At 71.6% G+C, this 17,520-nt stretch carries 17 protein-coding genes; 10 read left to right on the top strand and 7 right to left on the bottom strand.

Annotated features, from left to right (window positions below):
• Positions 1-9: 9 nt before the first annotated feature.
• Positions 10-300 (bottom strand): DUF3263 domain-containing protein, encoded by a 291-nt coding sequence (locus ACFRKB_RS15215; RefSeq protein ID WP_383106216.1) that lies wholly within the window; start codon positions 298-300, stop codon positions 10-12.
• Between the two features lie 11 nt (positions 301-311).
• The gene (locus tag ACFRKB_RS15210) at positions 312-1,580 is read right to left on the bottom strand and encodes an extracellular solute-binding protein (protein WP_463291735.1); all 1,269 of its coding nucleotides are present in this window, start codon (positions 1,578-1,580) and stop codon (positions 312-314) included.
• A gap of 276 nt (positions 1,581-1,856) precedes the next feature.
• Between ACFRKB_RS15210 and ACFRKB_RS15205 the strand changes: the two genes are divergently transcribed.
• The 4 genes from ACFRKB_RS15205 (at position 1,857) to ACFRKB_RS15190 (ending at position 6,010) form a co-directional block, all read left to right on the top strand.
• A complete protein-coding gene (locus tag ACFRKB_RS15205; protein WP_383106387.1) occupies positions 1,857-2,807 on the top strand; it encodes an ROK family protein in 951 nt (316 codons plus the stop codon).
• Positions 2,807-3,997: an N-acetylglucosamine-6-phosphate deacetylase gene (gene nagA / locus ACFRKB_RS15200; RefSeq protein WP_383106215.1), complete on the top strand. Its 1,191-nt coding sequence runs from the start codon at positions 2,807-2,809 to the stop codon at positions 3,995-3,997. Before ACFRKB_RS15205 ends, nagA begins: the two co-directional genes overlap by 1 nt.
• A gap of 161 nt (positions 3,998-4,158) precedes the next feature.
• A complete protein-coding gene (locus ACFRKB_RS15195) occupies positions 4,159-5,103 on the top strand; it encodes a 1-phosphofructokinase family hexose kinase (RefSeq protein WP_383106213.1) in 945 nt (314 codons plus the stop codon).
• Positions 5,104-5,149: 46 nt separating this feature from the next.
• Positions 5,150-6,010, top strand: coding sequence for a class II fructose-bisphosphate aldolase (locus ACFRKB_RS15190; RefSeq protein ID WP_383106211.1), 861 nt, complete (start codon positions 5,150-5,152; stop codon positions 6,008-6,010).
• 6 nt (positions 6,011-6,016) lie between these two features.
• On the opposite strand, the gene ACFRKB_RS15185 is transcribed toward ACFRKB_RS15190, so the two are convergent.
• Together ACFRKB_RS15185 and cdgB are read right to left on the bottom strand one after the other, a co-directional pair.
• On the bottom strand, positions 6,017-7,051 hold the full coding sequence (locus tag ACFRKB_RS15185) for a CBM35 domain-containing protein (RefSeq protein ID WP_383106209.1): 1,035 nt from the start codon (positions 7,049-7,051) through the stop codon (positions 6,017-6,019).
• 222 nt (positions 7,052-7,273) lie between these two features.
• Positions 7,274-8,995, bottom strand: coding sequence for a diguanylate cyclase CdgB (gene cdgB / locus ACFRKB_RS15180; protein WP_383106207.1), 1,722 nt, complete (start codon positions 8,993-8,995; stop codon positions 7,274-7,276).
• A 401-nt stretch (positions 8,996-9,396) separates the two neighbouring features.
• Here cdgB and ACFRKB_RS15175 point away from each other — a divergent pair, with 401 nt between their 5' ends.
• A complete protein-coding gene (locus ACFRKB_RS15175) occupies positions 9,397-9,909 on the top strand; it encodes a flavin reductase family protein (protein WP_376583399.1) in 513 nt (170 codons plus the stop codon).
• Between the two features lie 9 nt (positions 9,910-9,918).
• Positions 9,919-10,548 carry a DinB family protein gene (locus tag ACFRKB_RS15170; protein WP_383106205.1) on the top strand — a complete coding sequence of 210 codons (630 nt, stop codon included), beginning with the start codon at positions 9,919-9,921 and terminating at the stop codon, positions 10,546-10,548.
• A gap of 15 nt (positions 10,549-10,563) precedes the next feature.
• On the opposite strand, the gene arfB is transcribed toward ACFRKB_RS15170, so the two are convergent.
• Positions 10,564-10,995 (bottom strand): alternative ribosome rescue aminoacyl-tRNA hydrolase ArfB, encoded by a 432-nt coding sequence (arfB, locus tag ACFRKB_RS15165; protein ID WP_129767119.1) that lies wholly within the window; start codon positions 10,993-10,995, stop codon positions 10,564-10,566.
• 200 nt (positions 10,996-11,195) lie between these two features.
• Between arfB and ACFRKB_RS15160 the strand changes: the two genes are divergently transcribed.
• Positions 11,196-11,771, top strand: coding sequence for a TerD family protein (locus tag ACFRKB_RS15160; RefSeq protein ID WP_383106203.1), 576 nt, complete (start codon positions 11,196-11,198; stop codon positions 11,769-11,771).
• A 160-nt stretch (positions 11,772-11,931) separates the two neighbouring features.
• On the opposite strand, the gene ACFRKB_RS15155 is transcribed toward ACFRKB_RS15160, so the two are convergent.
• Positions 11,932-13,317 (bottom strand): M1 family metallopeptidase, encoded by a 1,386-nt coding sequence (locus ACFRKB_RS15155; RefSeq protein ID WP_383106202.1) that lies wholly within the window; start codon positions 13,315-13,317, stop codon positions 11,932-11,934.
• A gap of 243 nt (positions 13,318-13,560) precedes the next feature.
• Here ACFRKB_RS15155 and ACFRKB_RS15150 point away from each other — a divergent pair, with 243 nt between their 5' ends.
• On the top strand, positions 13,561-14,058 hold the full coding sequence (locus ACFRKB_RS15150; RefSeq protein WP_365977696.1) for a hypothetical protein: 498 nt from the start codon (positions 13,561-13,563) through the stop codon (positions 14,056-14,058).
• 241 nt (positions 14,059-14,299) lie between these two features.
• Here the strand turns inward: ACFRKB_RS15150 and ACFRKB_RS15145 are convergent, their stop codons facing one another.
• On the bottom strand, positions 14,300-14,980 hold the full coding sequence (locus ACFRKB_RS15145; protein WP_383106199.1) for a pentapeptide repeat-containing protein: 681 nt from the start codon (positions 14,978-14,980) through the stop codon (positions 14,300-14,302).
• Positions 14,981-15,097: 117 nt separating this feature from the next.
• Between ACFRKB_RS15145 and ACFRKB_RS15140 the strand changes: the two genes are divergently transcribed.
• Both ACFRKB_RS15140 and ACFRKB_RS15135 read left to right on the top strand, forming a co-directional pair.
• Entirely contained in the window at positions 15,098-16,291 is a 1,194-nt protein-coding gene (locus ACFRKB_RS15140; protein WP_383106198.1) for an NAD(P)-binding protein, read from the top strand.
• A gap of 94 nt (positions 16,292-16,385) precedes the next feature.
• Positions 16,386-17,396: a zinc-binding dehydrogenase gene (locus ACFRKB_RS15135; protein WP_383106196.1), complete on the top strand. Its 1,011-nt coding sequence runs from the start codon at positions 16,386-16,388 to the stop codon at positions 17,394-17,396.
• The last annotated feature ends 124 nt before the right edge of the window (positions 17,397-17,520 follow it).

Below are 17,520 nucleotides of genomic sequence, written 5' to 3'. Positions count from 1 at the left end.
GCCCCGACCTTATCGGCGGCGGCGTTTCTCGTCCCTGATCCGCCGCAACCTGTTCACCGTCACCGGGTCGTGCTCCACCGCCAGCGGATCGTCCAGCAGCGCGCCCAGCAGCTGGTAGTAGCGGGTCGGCGACAGGCCGAGCCCTTCCCGGATCGCGCGCTCCTTGGCGCCGGGCCCCGGCCAGCCGCGCCGCTCCATGGCGAGCACGGCGCGGTCCCGCTCGGACAGCCCGGCGGGCTCGGCGGAACCGGGGGGCTCGGCAGGCCCGGCAGGCTCGGCAGCGGGCTCAGACGCGGTCATATGACCACACGCTACTCGGCGGCCTCGGCCGCCGCCGCGTCCCTGGCGATCCCGCCGAGGACGTTCGACGGGCTGGCGCCCGGCTCGACCGCCTTGCCGATGTTCTTCTTGAAGCTCTCGCTCACGCTCGCCCACGAGTTCTTGTTGTACGGGATCAGCTCGGAGGTGGGCAGCGCCGCCAGGAACTTGCGCAGATCGGCGTAGTGCGGGTCCGCCGCCATCGCCTCGTTCCCGCTGTAGGTGACCGGCAGCAGGTGGTACTGACCGGCGAAGGACATCACGTTCTTGTCGTGGTACGCGAAGTCCAGGAACTTGCCGATCGCGGTGCGGTTGCCGTTCTGCTTGAAGGCCATCATCCAGTCGGCCACGCCCATGGACGCCTTGGCCTTGCCGTTGACGCCGGGCAGCGGCACCATCCCGACCTTGACGCCCTGCTTGGCGGCCTCCTCCATCAGGGACGGATGCCCGTTGAGCATGCCGACCTGGCCGCTGGTGAACGCCTTGAAGGCCATGGCGCGGTCGAGCTTCCCGGGGGCGACCGGGCCGGTCAGCCCCTTGCCGACGAGGTCCTTCTGGAGCCACTGGAACGTCTTGATGTTCTGCTGCGAGTCGATGTTGTACGAGCCGTCGGCGGTGTCCGTGAAGCCGCCCCCGCCGCTCAGCAGCCACATCATGGTCTCGCCCTGCGCCTCCTCGGAACCCAGCGGCAGGGCGAACGGTGTCGTCACGCCCGTCGCCTTGAGCGCCTCGGCGTCGGACTGGATGTCGTCCCAGTCCTTCGGGGCGTCGAGACCGGCCTGGTCGAAGAGCTTCTTGTTGTAGAAGAGGAGCCGGGTGGAGGCGACGAACGGCAGTCCGTACTGGATGCGGTTGACCTTGCCGGCGTCGGCGAGCTGGGAGAGGAAGTTCGACTGCGTGGGGACGGAGAGCACTTCGTCGGCGGCGTAGAGCTCGTTCTGCTTCGCGTAGTTGGCGTACGAGCCGACCTGCGCGATGTCGGGGGCGCGGTTCTCCTTGACCATCGTGGCGACATCGCTGTCGACGGTCTTCCAGGGGCGGACGTCGACATCGACCTTGATGCCGGGGTTCTCGGACTCGAACGCCGTGGCGAGCGCGGACCAGTACTTCTCGGAGCTGTTCTCCGAGTTGGTGCCGTAATCCGCGGCGACGAGCTTGAGGGTGATGTCCCCGGACCCTCCCGAACTGCCGCAGCCGGCCAGCGCCATTGCCATGCTCCATGCGGCTATCGCCGCGGTCATCCCCAGATAGCGCTGTCGCACAGCCGTGTTCCCGCCCTTGATCTTTGATTGCGCGTAAGGCCCCGGTCGGTCCCCCATGACGCACTGTTATAGAAGCAAATGATTTTCCCTCATCCGGAGGTTTGGGGTCCACCTGGGATTGGTTTCACTTAGGCAACGCCTGGACCATGAGCCAACAGGTCGCGCGTTTGTATGGAGGCTCAACAATCCTGGACAGTGGACTAGACCTTTTAAGGGTCCACGCGCGAGACTGTTCCCGTGAGACATGTCATCGCCCTGGATGTGGGCGGCACCGGTATGAAAGCCGCCCTGGTGGGGGCGGACGGCGCGCTGCTGTACGCGGCACGGCGGGCGACCGGCAGAGAGCGCGGGCCCGAGGCCGTCGTGGAGACCATCCTCGGCTTCGCGGCGGACCTGCGCGCGCACGGCATCGAGCACTTCGGCGAGAGCGCCGTCGCCGCCGGGGTCGCCGTGCCCGGGATCGTCGACGCCGAGCGCGGTATCGCGCGGTACGCCGCCAACCTCGGCTGGCGCGACGTACCGCTGCGCGATCTGCTCGGCGCCCGGCTCGGCGGCGTACCCGTCGCGCTCGGGCACGACGTACGCACCGGCGGTCTCGCCGAGGGGCGGCTCGGCGCGGGCCGTGGCGCCGACCGCTTCCTGTTCGTGCCGCTGGGCACCGGGATCGCCGGGGCCATCGGCATCGCGGGCGGCATAGAGGCCGGCGCCCACGGTTACGCGGGCGAGATCGGCCATGTCGTGGTCCGCCCCGACGGACCCGAGTGCGGCTGCGGGCAGCGCGGCTGTCTGGAGACCCTCGCGTCCGCCTCGGCCGTGTCCCGTGCCTGGGCGGCGGCCAGCGGCGATCCGGACGCGGACGCCGCCGACTGCGCGAAGGCCGTGGAGTCCGGCGACCCCGCGGCCGTACGGGTCTGGCGCGACGCGGTCGACGCGCTCGCCGCCGGGCTGGTCACCGCGCTCACCCTGCTCGACCCCCGGACGCTGATCATCGGTGGCGGACTCGCCGAGGCCGGGGAAACCTTGTTCACACCCCTGCGGGCCGCGGTGGCGGAGCGGGTGACGTTCCAGAAACTGCCCGGGATCGTCCCGGCGGCCCTCGGCGACACCGCCGGGTGTCTGGGCGCGGGGCTGCTCGCCTGGGACCTGCTCGCCGCCGCGCGGCCCGCCACCGACCCGTCCACCGATCCGCCCGCCGACGAACCACTCGCCACGGAGGTATCCGCCTGATGGCCGCTAGCGCCCCACGCGCCGCGCACGCCGCACGCACCCCACGCGCCGGAAGCACCGTTCTCACCGGCGCCCGGGTGGTGCTGCCCACCGGAACCGTGGACGGCGGGCGGGTGATCATCGAGGACGGCCGGATCGCGGGCGCCGCCCATGACGACGCCGTCTCGCTGGATCTCTCCGGCCACTGGATCGTCCCGGGCTTCGTGGACATGCACAATCACGGCGGCGGCGGCGCCTCGTTCACCTCCGGCTCGGTGGACGACGTACTCAAGGGCATCCGTACGCACCGCGAGCACGGCACCACCACCCTCGTCGCCTCGACCGTCACCGGCGAGATGGACTTCCTCGCCCACCGCGCCGGCTTCCTCTCCGAGCTGGTCGAGCAGGGCGAGCTGGCCGGGATCCACTTCGAGGGCCCGTTCATCTCCCCCTGCCGCAAGGGCGCCCACAGCGAGGCGCTGCTGCGCGACCCCGACCCGGCCGAGGTGCGCAAGCTGCTCGACGCGGCGCGCGGCACGGCCAGGATGGTCACGCTCGCCACCGAACTGCCCGGCGGCATCGAGTCCGTACGGCTGCTCGCGGAGCACGGCGTGATCGCCGCCGTCGGCCACACGGACGCGACGTACGAGCAGACCGTGGAGGCCATCGACGCGGGCGCGACCGTCGCGACGCATCTCTTCAACGCGATGCCGCCGCTCGGACACCGCGCCCCTGGACCGATCGCCGCGCTGCTGGAGGACGAGCGGGTCACGGTCGAACTGATCAACGACGGTACGCATTTGCACCCCGCGGCCCTGGAGCTGGCGTTCCACCGCGCGGGCGCGGACCGGGTCGCCTTCGTCACGGACGCGATGGACGCGGCCGGGTTCGGCGACGGGCGCTACCAGCTCGGCCCGCTCGCGGTCGAGGTCAAGGAGGGCGTCGCGCGGCTGGTGGAGGGCGGCTCGATCGCCGGCTCCACGCTGACCCAGGACACCGCGTTCAAGCGGGCCGCGACGGTGGACCGGCTGCCGGTGGAGGACATCGTGCGGGCGATCTCCGCCAACCCGGCGCGGCTGCTGGGCGTGTACGACACGGTCGGCTCGCTGGAGCCGGGCAAGGACGCGGACCTGGTGGTCCTGGACGAGGAGTTCTCGGTCAAGGGCGTCCTGCACAAGGGCGAATGGGTGATTGAACCTCAAGTCGGCTGATTCCGCAATAAGTCAGCCGGTTCAGTCTCAAACCCTGAGAAGCCATACGAAGGCGGTCGGCCCGGGGTCTGGGCCTACCGCCTTCTGTTTGGCATGATCGCTCCGGTAATCGGCCGAGCGAACGATCGGCCCGACAAGCGCGTTTCCCGGGGGTGCGACGGATGATCGTGACGGTCACGCTCAACGCCGCGCTGGACATCACGTACCGCACCCCCGAGCTCGTCCCGCACACCACGCACCGCGTCAGCGATGTCGCCGAGCGTCCGGGCGGCAAGGGCCTGAACGTCGCGCGGGTGCTGTCGGCGCTGGGCCACGAGACGGTGGTGACCGGGTTCGCGGGCGGCCGGACGGGCGATGTGCTGCGCGAGCTGCTCGGCAGCAGCGCCCCCGGGGGCTCCAGGAGCCGGCCGGTGGACGCGCTCGTACCGATCTCCGGGGCCACCCGCCGCACCCTCGCCGTCGTCGACGAGACGAGCGGCGACACCACCCAGCTCAACGAGCCGGGCCCGACCGTCTCGTCCGCCGAGTGGTCCACCTTCCTCAGCGCGTACGAGCGGCTGCTCACCGGCGCCGACGCCGTGGCCCTGTGCGGCAGCCTGCCGCCCGGCATCCATGTCGGCGCGTACGCCGAACTGATCCGCCGGGCCCGCGCCGCGGGCGTACCGGCCCTCCTCGACACCAGCGGCGAACCGCTGCGCCGCGGCGTCGCCGCCCGCCCCGATCTGGTCAAGCCGAACGCCGACGAACTCGCCCGGCTCACCGGCTCCCGCGAGCCGCTGCGCGCCGCGAGCGACGCCCGCCGTCGCGGCGCGCACGCCGTCATCGCCTCGCTCGGACCCGACGGCATCCTCGCGGCCACCCCGGACGGCGTCTGGCAGGCGACCCCGCCCGCGCCCGTGAAGGGCAATCCGACGGGGGCGGGCGACTCGGCGGTGGCCGGGCTGCTCTCGGGCCTCGTGGAGCGCCTGCCCTGGCCGGCCCGGCTCGCCCGCGCGGTCGCCCTGGCCACGGCGACGGTCCTGGCCCCGGCGGCCGGCGAGTTCGACGCGGAGGCGTACGAGGAACTGCTGCCACGGGTGGCAGTGACGGAACAGCCCGGTCCGTAGCGCCGCGACCAGGACCGAATCGCACACCGGAAGGACTGAGGCACGCATGCCACTCGTCAGCACAGGTGAACTCGTCACGGCCGCCCGCGCCGGGAACCACGGGATCGCCGCCTTCAACGTCATCACCCTGGAGCACGCGGAGGCGATCGCCACCGGTGCCGAGCGGGCCGGGGCGCCCGCGATCCTCCAGATATCGGAGAACGCGGTGACGTTCCACGGCGGCGACCCCGTCGCCGTCACCGCCGCCGCGGCGGCCGTCGCCCGCGCCTCTTCCGCGCCGCTCTCCCTCCATCTCGACCATGTCGAATCGGTCGCACTGCTGCGGGCCGCGCCCGGGGCCGGCTTCAGCTCGGTGATGTTCGACGCGTCGAAACTGCCCTACGCGCAGAACCTCGCGGCCACCGCCGAGGCCGTGCGCTTCGGCCATGACCACGGCATCTGGATCGAGGCGGAGCTGGGCGCGGTGGGCGGCAAGGACGGCGAACCGTCCCTCGACGCGCACGCCCCCGGGGTACGTACGGATCCGGCCGAGGCGGTCGGCTATGTCGCCGAGACCGGCGTGGACGCGCTGGCCGTGGCGGTCGGCTCGTCCCACGCGATGACCCTCCGCACCGCCACCCTCAACCACACCCTGATCGCCGCGCTGCGCGACGCCGTCCCGGTCCCCCTGGTCCTGCACGGCTCGTCCGGCGTCCCGGACGAGGAGATCCGCCGGGCGGTCGCCTCCGGCATGGTCAAGATCAATGTGGGAACGGCGCTCAACACGGCCTTCACCGGCGCCGTACGCGACTACCTCGCGGCGCACCCGACGACGGTGGACCCCCGGAAATACCTCGTCCCGGCTCGCGAGGCGATGGCCGGGACGGTGGCGGATTTCCTGCGGGTGGTCGGCTCGGCGGCCGACTGACCGGGGCTACCCCTTGGGGGGTGTGACCTCCAGCCAGTCGAGGATGGCGTCGCACTGATTGCCCTGCTCGCAGGAGATCTTGAGGGTGTTCTTGCCCTTCTTGAGCTCCACCGGCGCCCAGGTGGTCTGCCAGTTCTTCGACCAGTCGGGGTCGTTGGAGTTGATGAAGTTCTTCAGCCCGAGCGGGGAGTTGTTCGGCTTGCCGTTGACGGTCAGGGTCGCGTTGGCGTCCTTGGCGGGTATCGCGTAGCGCACGGACAGCGCGTAGGAGCCGGCCTTCTCGATGTCGGCGGTCCAGGTCACCGAGGCGCCGACGGCGTTGAAGCCGGTCACATACGAGCCGTTGGTGCCCTGGGCGCCGTCGATGTCCGTCGCGAGGACGGCGGGCGGGCCCAGCTTGAGGGTCGCCGCGTCCTGCTTGGGCAGGCCGATCCCGTCGGGCGAGGTGTCGCCCTTGTCGCCCGCCCCGTCGGTGGGCTGCTCCGACGGCTGGCCGGCCGAGGGGCTGGTGCCGCCGGTCGGGGGCACGTCGGCGTTGCTGTCCTTGTCGTCGCCGTTGGTGAGCAGCGCGGCCGTGATACCGATCACGACCACCGCGACGACGGCGATCGCGCCGATCAGCAGGCCCTTGGTGTTGGGGCCGCTGCCGCGTCCGCCGCCCCGCTGGGCCGGCACCTGGCGGGTGGTGGCACCGCCGGGGTGGGTCTCGGGGGCCGCGTAGTGCGGGTTCTGCTGCTGGGCGTACGGAGCCTGGCCGTAGGGCGCCTGCTGCTGGCCGTAGGGAGCCTGGCCGTACTGCGGCTGCTGACCGTACGGCGCCTGCTGCTGCGGGGCCGCCTGCTGCTGGCCGTACTGGCGCTCGCCGACCGTCCTGACCTGGTTGTACGACGTCCTGGGCACGCCGGGCTGCGCGGCCGGACCGGGGTAGCCGTAGCCGCCTTGGCGTCGCTGATTGGCGCCCGCCGCCTGTCCGTCCTCGTACAGATAGCCGAACGGGTCGTCGTCCTCGGGCGTGCTCGCGCCGTTGTTCCCGGCCGTCATCCCTGGTCACTCCTCACCATCTCGCCAGCGTCGCCGACCGGCCGAGCCTACCTCGAATGAGCAAGGCCACGGACGGGCCTTGACGGGTGGCAGCCAGTCTGCGGCCCGTGGGTGAACAACGGATCGCGGACATGTCCCAGCCCTGTCCCGAATGGTCGCGGGACCCTTCCCGGCCTGTCCGGGACTCTTCCCGACGCGTCCGGCGGACCCGTCGCATAACGCCTACCCCGCACGCCGGTGAACCTTGCTCCGCGACCGCTTCTCGATATACATCCGCTGGTCAGCGGATTGCAGCACTTCCTCGACCGACATCCCGCAGCTCGCCCAGCTGATGCCGAAACTCGCCCCGACCCGGACCGCCCGGCCGTCGACCCTGATCGGCGGAATGATCGCGTTCCGCAGCCGTACGGCGAGATCGGCGGCGTCCGCCGAGCCCAGTCCGTCCGCGAGAACGACGAATTCGTCACCTCCGAGGCGCGCGACGGTGTCCCCGTCCCGTACGCCGGTGGTCAGCCGGCGCGCGACCTCGATCAGGACCGCGTCGCCGGTGTTGTGGCCGAACCGGTCGTTGATGGACTTGAAGCCGTCGAGGTCGCAGAAGAGGACCGCGAGGCCCTTCGTGCCGTCGTCGGCCTCGGGGTCGTCGCCGGGCGCGACCATGTGCACATGGTGGTCGAGGGGCACCCCGCCGGGCGCGGGGACGGCGGAGTGTCCGCCGCCCTGCCGGCCGCCCCGCTCCTCGTACTGGTCATAGCCGTCATAGCCGTCGTACGCGTCGTAGCCGGGCTCGTACAGGACGGTGCCCTCGTACCCTCCGTACGCCGCGTCCAGCGCCTCGACCGCGGTCTCCCGCATCGCGTGGGGCCGCGAACAGAGCCGGGCGCTGAGGCGGGAGCGCAGCTCGGCGCTGTTCGGCAGGCCGGTGAGGGAGTCGTGCGAGGCGCGGTGCGCGAGCTGGAGTTCGCGGCTCTTGCGCTCCTCGATGTCCTCGACGTGGGTGAGCAGGAAGCGCGGACCGTCGGCGGTGTCGGCGACCACGGAGTTGCGCAGCGAGACCCAGACGTACGTGCCGTCGCGCCGCAGCAGCCGCAGTTCGGCACGGCCGCCCTCGGCGGAGGTACGCAGCAGGGTCCCGATGTCCTCGGGGTGGACCAGATCGGAGAACGAGTGCCGGCGCATCGCGGACGCCGGGCGGCCCAGCAGCCGGCAGAGCGCGTCATTGGTCCGCAGCAGCCGGCCGTGCTGGTCACCGCCCATCTCGGCGATGGCCATCCCGCTGGGCGCGTACTCGAACGCCTGGCGGAAGGATTCCTCACTGGCCCGCAGCGCCTGCTGTTCCCGTTCGAGCCGGACCAGCGCGCGCTGCATGTTTGCTCGGAGGCGAGCGTTACTGATCGCAATGGCGGCCTGGGACGCGTACATCTGGAGCGCTTCCTGCCCCCAGGGCCCCGGCCGGCGCCCACCGCGCGGCCGGTCGACGGAGATGACGCCGAGCAGCTCGCTCCCGCCGCCGGACGCGTACATCGGCGCGTAGAGCCGGTCCTGGGGGTGCCACTCGTCCTCGAAGCGGGGATCGGGGCCCTCGGTGTACCACTGCGGAACGTCGTCCTCCAGCAGCACCCAGCCCTCGGTGTGCGGTATGAAGCGCAGCTCGCCCCAGCTCTCGCCCATCAGCAGCCGCCGCTCCCAGGAGGCCCTGGAGCCGACCCGGCCGGTGATCAGGGCTTCCGCGGCGGGGCTTCCGGCGAAGGCGGCGACGACGAGGTCACCGTCGGCCTGGACGATATTGACGCAGGCCAGTTGGTACCCGAGCCCGGAGACGACTCCGTCGGCCACGGTCTGCAAGGTGTCCGCCAGGCTGCGGGCGGTGTTGAGTCCGGCGACGGCCTCATGCAACTGCCGCAGGGTCGCAAGACGGACATACGGCTCCGACTCGGTCTCCATTGCTCGCTCTCCCCGAGACCTCGACAGCAACTCCAGGATTCTCATCGGCTCTCGTCCTGCACTGGCATCGCCACTGAATCACAGGGAGCTGCGCGCTCGGTACACAGGGTCAACAAATACCGGGCTCTGTGAGTCAAGTCACATGACCTGTTGAAGAGATGGACGGCCTGGTGAGAGCGCTCCCCAACTTTCTTGAACGCAAATTCCGACAACGGGAGGCGGGTCGGGGCGGGGGCCACGGCGGACCCGTACCGGCCCCGTACCGGCCCCCACCGCTCCTGGTCCTAGGACCGGGCTGGTCCCCTGGCCCGATGTGGGCGGCGGCGGCCGGGGTTAGCGTCGTCCCCGTGCCCCAGACGACCCCTGCCGCCCATACCGACGCCATCCCCCATCCTGAGGGGGTGAGCAACGAAGAGTTCCGCGCCGCCCTCGCCCGGCTGGCCGCGGGTGTGGTGCTGGTGACGGCGCACGAACCCCCCTTGAGCGCCACCGGACCGCGCGGCGAGGACGCCGGGATGACGGCGACCGCCTTCATGTCGGTCTCGCTGGACCCTCCGCTGGTACTGGTCAGCGTGCGCAACGGCTCCCGCATGGACGACCTGCTCGCCGAACAGCCGCTGTGGGCGGCCTCGTTGCTCTCCGAGAGCCAGCGGCATGTCGCGGGCCGGTTCGCGATGAAGGGCCGGATCAGCGACCGGCTGCTGTTCGAGGACATCCCGTACCGCCGGGGCGAGGTGAGCGGCGCGCTGCTGATCGGGGGATCGCTGGCGGTACTGGAGTGCCGCACGGAACAGCGGATCGAGGCGGGCGACCACACGCTGGTGATCGGCAGGGTGCTGACGGCGGAGCTGCCGAGCGCGGAGGGCGGGCCGCTGATGTATTTCAAGGGGCGCTACCGGCAGCTGGGTTCGTAATATCGGCGGATGACAACTCCACCACGGCTCATCCCGCTGCTCGACCAGTTCGATTTCGCGCGCACGCGGCTCGCCGACCGTATGGCGGGCCCGGTCATGAACAGCGGCAACGGCACGGACGTCGACGTCGTTCCGATGACCGACGAGGAGTATCTCTGGGAGCCGGTGGCCGGATGCTGGTCGGTCCGCCGCCGTACGGACGGGCCGGGGCCCGGGGCGACGCTGCTGACCGGCGCGGGCGACTGGGGGCGCGACGCCGCGCCCGCCCCGCACCCTTCGCCGCCGCCGTTCACCACCATCGCGTGGCGGCTGAGCCACCTCAGCGAACTGCTGGCCCTCCGCGCCGACCACACGACCGGCGGCCACAGCCTGACCCGGGACGACTACCCGGTGAGCGCGGACGCCGCGGGGGCGATGGCGGCCTTCGACGCGGGGGCCGCGGCGTGGCGGGAGACGCTGCTCGCGACGGACGAGACGGCGCTCGACACGGTGGGACGGAGCAGGTATCCGTACGGCGGCGATGCGGAGGAACCGTTCGTCGACATCGTGTGGTGGGTCAACCAGGAACTGCTGCACCACGGCGCCGAGATCGCCCTGATACGGGACCTCTACCGCCACCGCGCGGAGCAGTCGCGCTAGGTCCTGCCCTGTCCCCTAGGTCCAGCCTCGGCCGGTGCGGCCACGCTTCGTCTCGGCGCGCTGCTTCTTCTCGCGCAGCCGGCGCTCGTTGATCCCGCGCGGGATCTTCGTCTTACGGCGCGGGCGCGGCGGCGGGGCCGTCGCCTCCGCCAGCAGGGAGGCGAGCCGTACGGCCGCGGTCTCGCGGTTGCGCCACTGCGAGCGGTGCTCCGACGCGCGTACGGTGATCACGCCGTCCACCAGCCGGTCCGCGAGCCGCTCCAGCGCGCGCTCCTTCCACACCGGCGGCAGCGCCTCCGTCTTCGCGAGGTCGAAGCGCAGCTCCGCCTTCGAGTCGCTGGTGTTGACGTGCTGTCCGCCGGGCCCGGAGGACCTTGAGAAACGCCACATCAGTTCGGCCTCCGGCAGGGAGACCGAACCGCGGATGACATGAGCGGGTCCGGACATACCCCTATGGTCCCGTGTCCCGCCCGCTTCCGTCACCCTCTTTTCCCCGGCGTTCCCGTGGCGTTCCCGGGGCGCGGACCTGTTCGGGTAAAGAAAGTAAAGAGGTGCGGAACCTCCCGGACCTCTGCCTGCGTTATGCCGGGTGACGGTAGCTTCGGGACCACTCGGAGCCCGCACACGACAACGAAAGGGACATCCCCATGGCTGTAAGCCTGTCCAAGGGCGGCAACGTCTCGCTCACCAAGGAGGCACCGGGCCTGACCGCCGTCACGGTCGGCCTCGGCTGGGACGTCCGTACCACCACCGGCACCGACTTCGACCTCGACGCCTCGGCGATCGCGGTGAACGGGGGCGGAAAGGTCGTCTCCGACGGCCACTTCGTCTTCTTCAACAACAAGTCGACGCCGGACCAGACGATCGTCCACACGGGTGACAACCGCACGGGCGAGGGCGAGGGCGACGACGAGGCGATCAACGTCAACCTGGCGGGTCTGCCGGCCGACGTCGACAAGATCGTCTTCCCGGTCTCCATCTACGACGCCGAGTCGCGCAGCCAGAACTTCGGCCAGGTGCGGAACGCGTACATCCGCATCGTCAACCAGGCCGGCGGCAGCGAGATCGCCCGCTACGACCTGAGCGAGGACGCCGCCACCGAGACCGCGATGGTCTTCGGCGAGCTGTACCGCAACGGCGCGGAGTGGAAGTTCCGCGCGGTCGGCCAGGGCTACGCCTCGGGCCTCGTCGGCATCGCCACGGACTTCGGCGTCAACCTCTGACACGAAGCGGCGCGCCGGTGACGGCGCGGTTCACGAGTGGGCCCCGGCTCCGGCCGGGGCCCACCGGTCTGTGCGGTCCGACCCTGTGCGGTCCATCCCTGTGTGGTCCGCCCCTGTGTGTTCCGCCCCTGAGCGGTCCGAGCCACACCCGCCCCCGCCGCTACTCCAGCCAGGGCTTCTCCTCCCCGTACAGCCACGTGTCCCACAGCTCTCCCAGGTCGCGGCCCGACTCCCTCTCCACGTACGTCGTGAAGTCGTGGGTGTCGGCGTTGCCGTGACGGTGCGTACGGAGCCAGCCGCGCACGATGCGGAAGAAGGTGGCGTCGCCCACGGTCTCCCGTACGCGCTGGAGCACCATGGCGCCGCGTCCGTACACCGGCGGGTTGGAGATGTTCACCGCCGAGGGCGGGCGCGCCGGCGGGAAGGCCCAGTTCGCGTCGGCGTCGTACGCGTCGAGGAAGCTCTGGCGGACCGGTACGCGCTCGGTGTGTTCCGTCCAGAGCCACTCCGTGTACTCGGCGAAGCCCTCGCTCAGCCACATGTCCCGCCAGGACTTGGGGGTCACGGAGTTGCCGAACCACTGGTGGGCCATCTCGTGGACCAGCGTCGCGACGCTGGTCGGGCCCGGGAGGAAGGGCCTGTTCTGCGTCTCCAGGGCGTACCCGGAGTCCCCCGGCCGCCCGATGACGACACCCGTGGAGGAGAAGGGGTACGGCCCGAAGGTCTTCTCCTGCCACTTCACGATCCCGGGGAGTGCCTTGAGGAGCCGCGCGCCGCTCTTGGCAGCCGTCGGATCGACCGCCGTATAGATCGGCACCGTCCCCTTCGTCCCCTCGGTCTCATACGTCTTGTACGGGCCGATGGCGACCATGGCGACATAGCTCGCCATCGGCTCCGCCGAGTGCCAGTCGGAGGTCGTGCGCCCGTCCGCCGTGCGCTCCGCGCGGAGTTCACCGTTGGAGACGGCCTTCTGCCCCTCGGGCACGGTGATCCGGATGTCGTACGACGCCTTGTCGCTCGGATGGTGGTTGCCCGGGTACCACGCCATCGAGCCGGTCGGCTCCCCCAGCCCGACCGCGCGCTCCCCGGTCCGGAGCCAGCCCTCCTGCGAGGTGTCGGGGTCGGTGATGCGCCGGGGTACGCCGGAGTAGCGGACGACCGTACGGAAGGTGGCGCCCCGGCGGAGGTCGTCGCCCGGTCGCAGCGTCAGCTCCGTACCGGCGTGGTGGAAGGCGGCCTTCTCGCCCTCGACGGTCACGGAGTCCACCCTCAGCCCGTCGAGATCGAGGTTGAAGGCGCTGAGGTCCTGGGTGGCACGGGCGGTGATCTCGGCGGTGCCCTTGAGCCGGCCGGTGTCGGGTGCGTAGTCGAGGGTCAGGCCGTAGTGCTGCACGTCGTACCCGCCATTGCCGATCCGCGGGAAGTACGGATCGCGCAGGCTCGCGGCGCCCGGCCTGCCCTGCACGCCGCCGCCCGGCACACAGCCGCCGAGAACGAGGGCGAGGACAAGGGCGGAGGTGGGGCGGAGTGCCGGGCGCGGGTACACCCGGTGATCGTAGGCCGGGCGACGGCGGCTCGCCGGTTCGACGCCGGTGCCGGGTCGACCGCCGCGCCCGGTCCGGCATCGCGACCGCCCGGTCCGGCATCGCGACCGCCGGTTCAGCTTCACGTCCGCCCGGTCCTGCATCGCGACCGCCCGGTCCGGTCCGCACAGCAGGCCCGTGTGACCGGGAACGCCTGATCGACCACCCCGCGAGTCCGCCGGGACGGCCGTGACACCATCGGGCCCGTGCTCGACATCGGCTACTCCCTCTCCCGGCGCTTTCCCGATCCCCCGCAGACCGACTACCGCCTCGCGGACGTCCGGGCGCTGCGGCACGACCTGTTCTGCGGGGACGTCTATCTCGCCGATACCCACACGGACCGCGAGGTGTCCACAGCCTGGGGATGGGTACCGGTGCTCGACTTCGCCTGGGCGCTGTGCGACATCGTGGAGCAGCTCGACCGCGACCCGCGCGGCAGCCGCGCGGCCAAGCCGCAGTACGCCGAGCTGGACTTCACCGAATCCGCCGACCGCATGCTCTTCCAGCGGCGGTTCGGCTGGGTCGATGTGGAGGCCGACTGGATGCCCGGCGACGAGCCGCCGCTCACCTTCAGCCACCGTCTGCTGCGCCGTGAGGCGCGCGACTTCCTGCACGATCTGATCGCGGATCTCGCCGATATGCACGAGGGGCTGGCCGACAACCCCATCATCTGGGACCTCCAGTCCCGCTTCCCCCGCAGCTGACCGACCCAGCACCTCAGGGCCCCCACAACACGGTCACAGACCCCACCCATCGAATTCCGGATCGGCAGGCGTACATCCCCCGGAAACGGGCAGACGAGGTTCTGCCGGGGCACTGCCGGGGAAGCGGACAACCGTTTCCTCCCCCCACACAAGGCCGTGCCTCTGGAGCACCACGAAGGCCCCGACCCCATCCCCCCAGGTCGGGGCCTTCGAAGGACGGGCCTCCGAAGGACGGACCGCGTCAGTCCTCCACCCGCACCCCGATCTGCGCCGCGAACGCCGGTGCCAGCTGGAGCAGTTGCGCCGAGCTGATGACCGCCCCCGCCAGCCGGTCCAGCCCCCGCGCGATATCCAGCTCCGCGACCGTCCGCAGATCGACATCCTTCATCCGCGCACCGCTCAGATCGGCCCGCCTGAGCACGCAGTCCCGGAACTCGACCCGTACCAACTCCGCTCCCCCGAAGTCCGGTTCGGACAGGACGACGCCCTCGAACACCACGTCCTTGAGCCGGGCCTTCCGGAAGTTCAGATAGTCGATCTTCCCGCCCCGGATCAGCACCCGCTCCAGCACGGCGCCATGCAGCTGCGTCCCGCCCAGCCGCGCGTCCACCACCTCCACATCGCGCAGCGACGCCCCGGACAGATCCGTGCCCACCCCCCGGACACCGCTCAGTACGGAGTCGATGAACCGCGCCCGCCCCAGCGCCGTCTCGTCCAGTCCGCAGTCCCGCAGCGCGCAGTCGATGAACCGCGAGCCCGGCCCCTCCTGCCCCGACAGGTCGAGGTCCTTGAACTCCAGCCCGTCGTAATCGCCGTCCGGATCGAGCCCGCCGCGGTACGGGCTCAGCGGCGGCAGCCGCACCTCTGCCCGCCGCGCCGCCGGGACCCCGCCCGCGCCGCTCTTCGTTGTCTTCCGTGCCATGCCCCCATGGTGACGTACGCCACTGACAACGCGCCGATGTCACATCCGGCTGTCCAGTTCCCGTCACACCGGTGACAGAGAGAGACAGAGCGAGCGAAGGAAAGAAAGAGAGAGACCATGGATCCCAGCCGTCGCATCACCGTCATCGGTGGCGGTCTCGCCGGCCTCACCGCCGCCATCAGCGCCGCCGAGGCGGGCGCCGCCGTCACCCTGTACGAGGCCCACCGCACCCTCGGCGGCCGGGCCCGCACCACCGAGGGCCCGTACGCGGCCAACGACGGGCCGCACGCCCTCTACCGCCGCGGGCCGCACTGGGCCTGGCTGCGCCGGCGCGGACTGCTCGGTCCGATGGCGACCCCGCCCCTGCGCGAGAGCCACCGCTTCCGCTTCCACCGGGCCGGCGCCCTGCGCAGGACCCCGCCCCTCGGAGTGTTCGCCCTCGCCCGCCGCACGGCCGAAACCGCCCCGGTGGACACCGACTTCATGACCTGGGCCACGGAACGAGCGGGCGCGGACACCGCGCGCGCCGCCGCCCACTACGCCGCCGTCGCCCTCTTCCACCACGACCCCGGCGCGCTCTCCGCCGCCTTCGTCCAGGAGCGGCTGCGGCGCGCCACCGCCCTGCCGCCCGAGGCCCGCTACCCGGTCGGCGGCTGGGGGCGGTTGACCGGCCGGATGGCCGCGCACGCCCGGAGTCTGGGCGTACGGATCGAGACGGCTGTACGGATCGACAGCCTCCCCGAGCACGCCCCCGTGATCGTCGCGACCTCCCTGGAAGCGGCCCGCCGCCTCCTCAAGGACGACAGTCTGCGCTGGACCGGCGGCCGTACCGCGCTGCTCGATCTGGCGCTGCGTACGCGCAAGGGCGACCCGTTCATCGTCTCGGACCTCGACGCGCCCGGCTGGCTCGAACGGTTCACCGCGCAGGACCCGGCCCTCGCCCCGGACGGTGAGCAACTGCTCCAGGGCCACTTCCCGGTGGGCCCCGGCGAGTCCAGGGCCGACGGCATCGCCCGCGCCGAGAACCTGCTCGACCTGGGGTTCCCGGGCTGGCGCGCGCGTACCGCCTGGCGGCGCGAGTCGCTCGCGACCGGCCGTACCGGAGCCGTCGACCCGCCGGGCACCACCTGGCGGGACCGGCCCCGGATCGACCGGGGCCAGGGCGTCTTCCTCGCGGGTGACCAGGTCGCCGCGCCCGGGGTGCTCTCGGAGGTGTCGTTCAACAGCGGGATCGGCGCGGCGGCGCTGGCCGTCCAGCAGTTCGCGGCTCCCAGGACGGCCTCCAAGGGGCGGAGCACCGACCTCACTTGACCTCAAGCATGGTTGAGGTCATTGGCTGTTCCCGTACACCGGAAAGCCGTACACCGGACAACCCCGTACGCCGGACAACCCCCGGGAGCCCGCCATGCACGCCATCCGCCTCCATGCCTTCGGCCCCGCCGAGAATCTCCTCTACGAGCGGACCGAGGACCCCGTACCCGCCCCCGGCCAGGTCCGGATCGCCGTCGCCGCGGCCGGGGTCCATCTCCTCGACACCGCCCTGCGCGAGGGGATGCGAGGCCCGTACCCCGCCCCCGTCGAACTGCCCACCATCCCCGGCCGCGAGGTGGCCGGTACGGTCGAATCGCTCGGCGCGGGCGTGGACGCGGGCTGGCTCGGCAAGCGCGTCGTCGCCCATCTCGGCACGGTCCCCGGCGGTTACGCGGAGCTGGCCGTCACCGACACGGCACGGCTCCACGAGATCCCGGCCGGGCTCGACGAGGCCGAGGCCGTCGCCATGATCGGCACGGGCCGTACGACCATGGGCATCCTCCAGTTCACGGACCTCGGCCCCGACGACATCGTCCTCGTACCCGCGGCGGCGGGCGGCATCGGCACGCTCCTCGTCCAGTACGCGAAGAACGCCGGCGCGACCGTCGTCGGTCTTGCGGGCGGCGCGGCCAAGGTCGCGCGGGTCGCCGCGAACGGCGCCGACCTCGCCGTCGACTACACCCTCCCGGACTGGCCGGGTCAGGTCCGCGACCAGCTGCGCGACCAGTGGGGCGGCCGGCGCGCGACCGTCGTCTTCGACTCCGTCGGCGGGGCGACCGGGCTCGCCGCCGTCGGCCTCCTCGGCAAGGGCGGCACACACATCGTCTTCGGCTGGTCGGGCCAGGGGCCGCACGACGGAGAACCGCTGACCTTCACCGACGAGGAACTGGCGGAGCGCGGCATCACCTCCGAGTCCGTCCTCGGGCCGGTGATGATCGCCAAGGCGGGCGGCCATGTCCGCGCGCTCGAAGAGCGCTCACTCGCCGAGGCCGCCGCGGGCCGGCTGCGCCCCGCCGTACAGCGCTTCCCGCTGGCGAACGCGGCCTGGGCCCATCGCGCGCTGGAGACCCGGGGAACGATGGGGAAGGTCGTCCTGGAGCCGTAGCGGCCGTAGCGGACCCGAGCCGCGAGGGGCGAGGAGCGAGGAGCGAGAACCACCGATTCGTGGTGTCCTGTCCAGAGGTTCGACGCGCTTCCGGGGGGCGGTCAGGCGGAGATTCACGGTGAGA

Origin of the sequence: Streptomyces scopuliridis (assembly GCF_042790125.1) — a bacterium.
Classification (GTDB): Bacteria; Actinomycetota; Actinomycetes; order Streptomycetales; family Streptomycetaceae; genus Streptomyces; species Streptomyces scopuliridis_A.
The sequence above is the reverse complement of the archived record's forward strand: the minus strand, read 5'-3'. Positions and strand labels throughout refer to the sequence as shown.

Bases quoted from the DNA above. Each gene is read 5' to 3' on its own strand.
- ACFRKB_RS15215 (WP_383106216.1), bottom strand. From the start codon at position 300: ATGACCGCGTCTGAGCCCGCTGCCGAGCCTGCCGGGCCTGCCGAGCCC.
- ACFRKB_RS15205 (WP_383106387.1), top strand. From the start codon at position 1,857: ATGAAAGCCGCCCTGGTGGGGGCGGACGGCGCGCTGCTGTACGCGGCA.
- nagA (WP_383106215.1), top strand. From the start codon at position 2,807: ATGGCCGCTAGCGCCCCACGCGCCGCGCACGCCGCACGCACCCCACGC.
- ACFRKB_RS15195 (WP_383106213.1), top strand. From the start codon at position 4,159: ATGATCGTGACGGTCACGCTCAACGCCGCGCTGGACATCACGTACCGC.
- ACFRKB_RS15190 (WP_383106211.1), top strand. From the start codon at position 5,150: ATGCCACTCGTCAGCACAGGTGAACTCGTCACGGCCGCCCGCGCCGGG.
- ACFRKB_RS15185 (WP_383106209.1), bottom strand. From the start codon at position 7,051: ATGACGGCCGGGAACAACGGCGCGAGCACGCCCGAGGACGACGACCCG.
- cdgB (WP_383106207.1), bottom strand. From the start codon at position 8,995: ATGGAGACCGAGTCGGAGCCGTATGTCCGTCTTGCGACCCTGCGGCAG.
- ACFRKB_RS15170 (WP_383106205.1), top strand. From the start codon at position 9,919: ATGACAACTCCACCACGGCTCATCCCGCTGCTCGACCAGTTCGATTTC.
- arfB (WP_129767119.1), bottom strand. From the start codon at position 10,995: ATGTCCGGACCCGCTCATGTCATCCGCGGTTCGGTCTCCCTGCCGGAG.
- ACFRKB_RS15160 (WP_383106203.1), top strand. From the start codon at position 11,196: ATGGCTGTAAGCCTGTCCAAGGGCGGCAACGTCTCGCTCACCAAGGAG.
- ACFRKB_RS15145 (WP_383106199.1), bottom strand. From the start codon at position 14,980: ATGGCACGGAAGACAACGAAGAGCGGCGCGGGCGGGGTCCCGGCGGCG.
- ACFRKB_RS15140 (WP_383106198.1), top strand. From the start codon at position 15,098: ATGGATCCCAGCCGTCGCATCACCGTCATCGGTGGCGGTCTCGCCGGC.
- ACFRKB_RS15135 (WP_383106196.1), top strand. From the start codon at position 16,386: ATGCACGCCATCCGCCTCCATGCCTTCGGCCCCGCCGAGAATCTCCTC.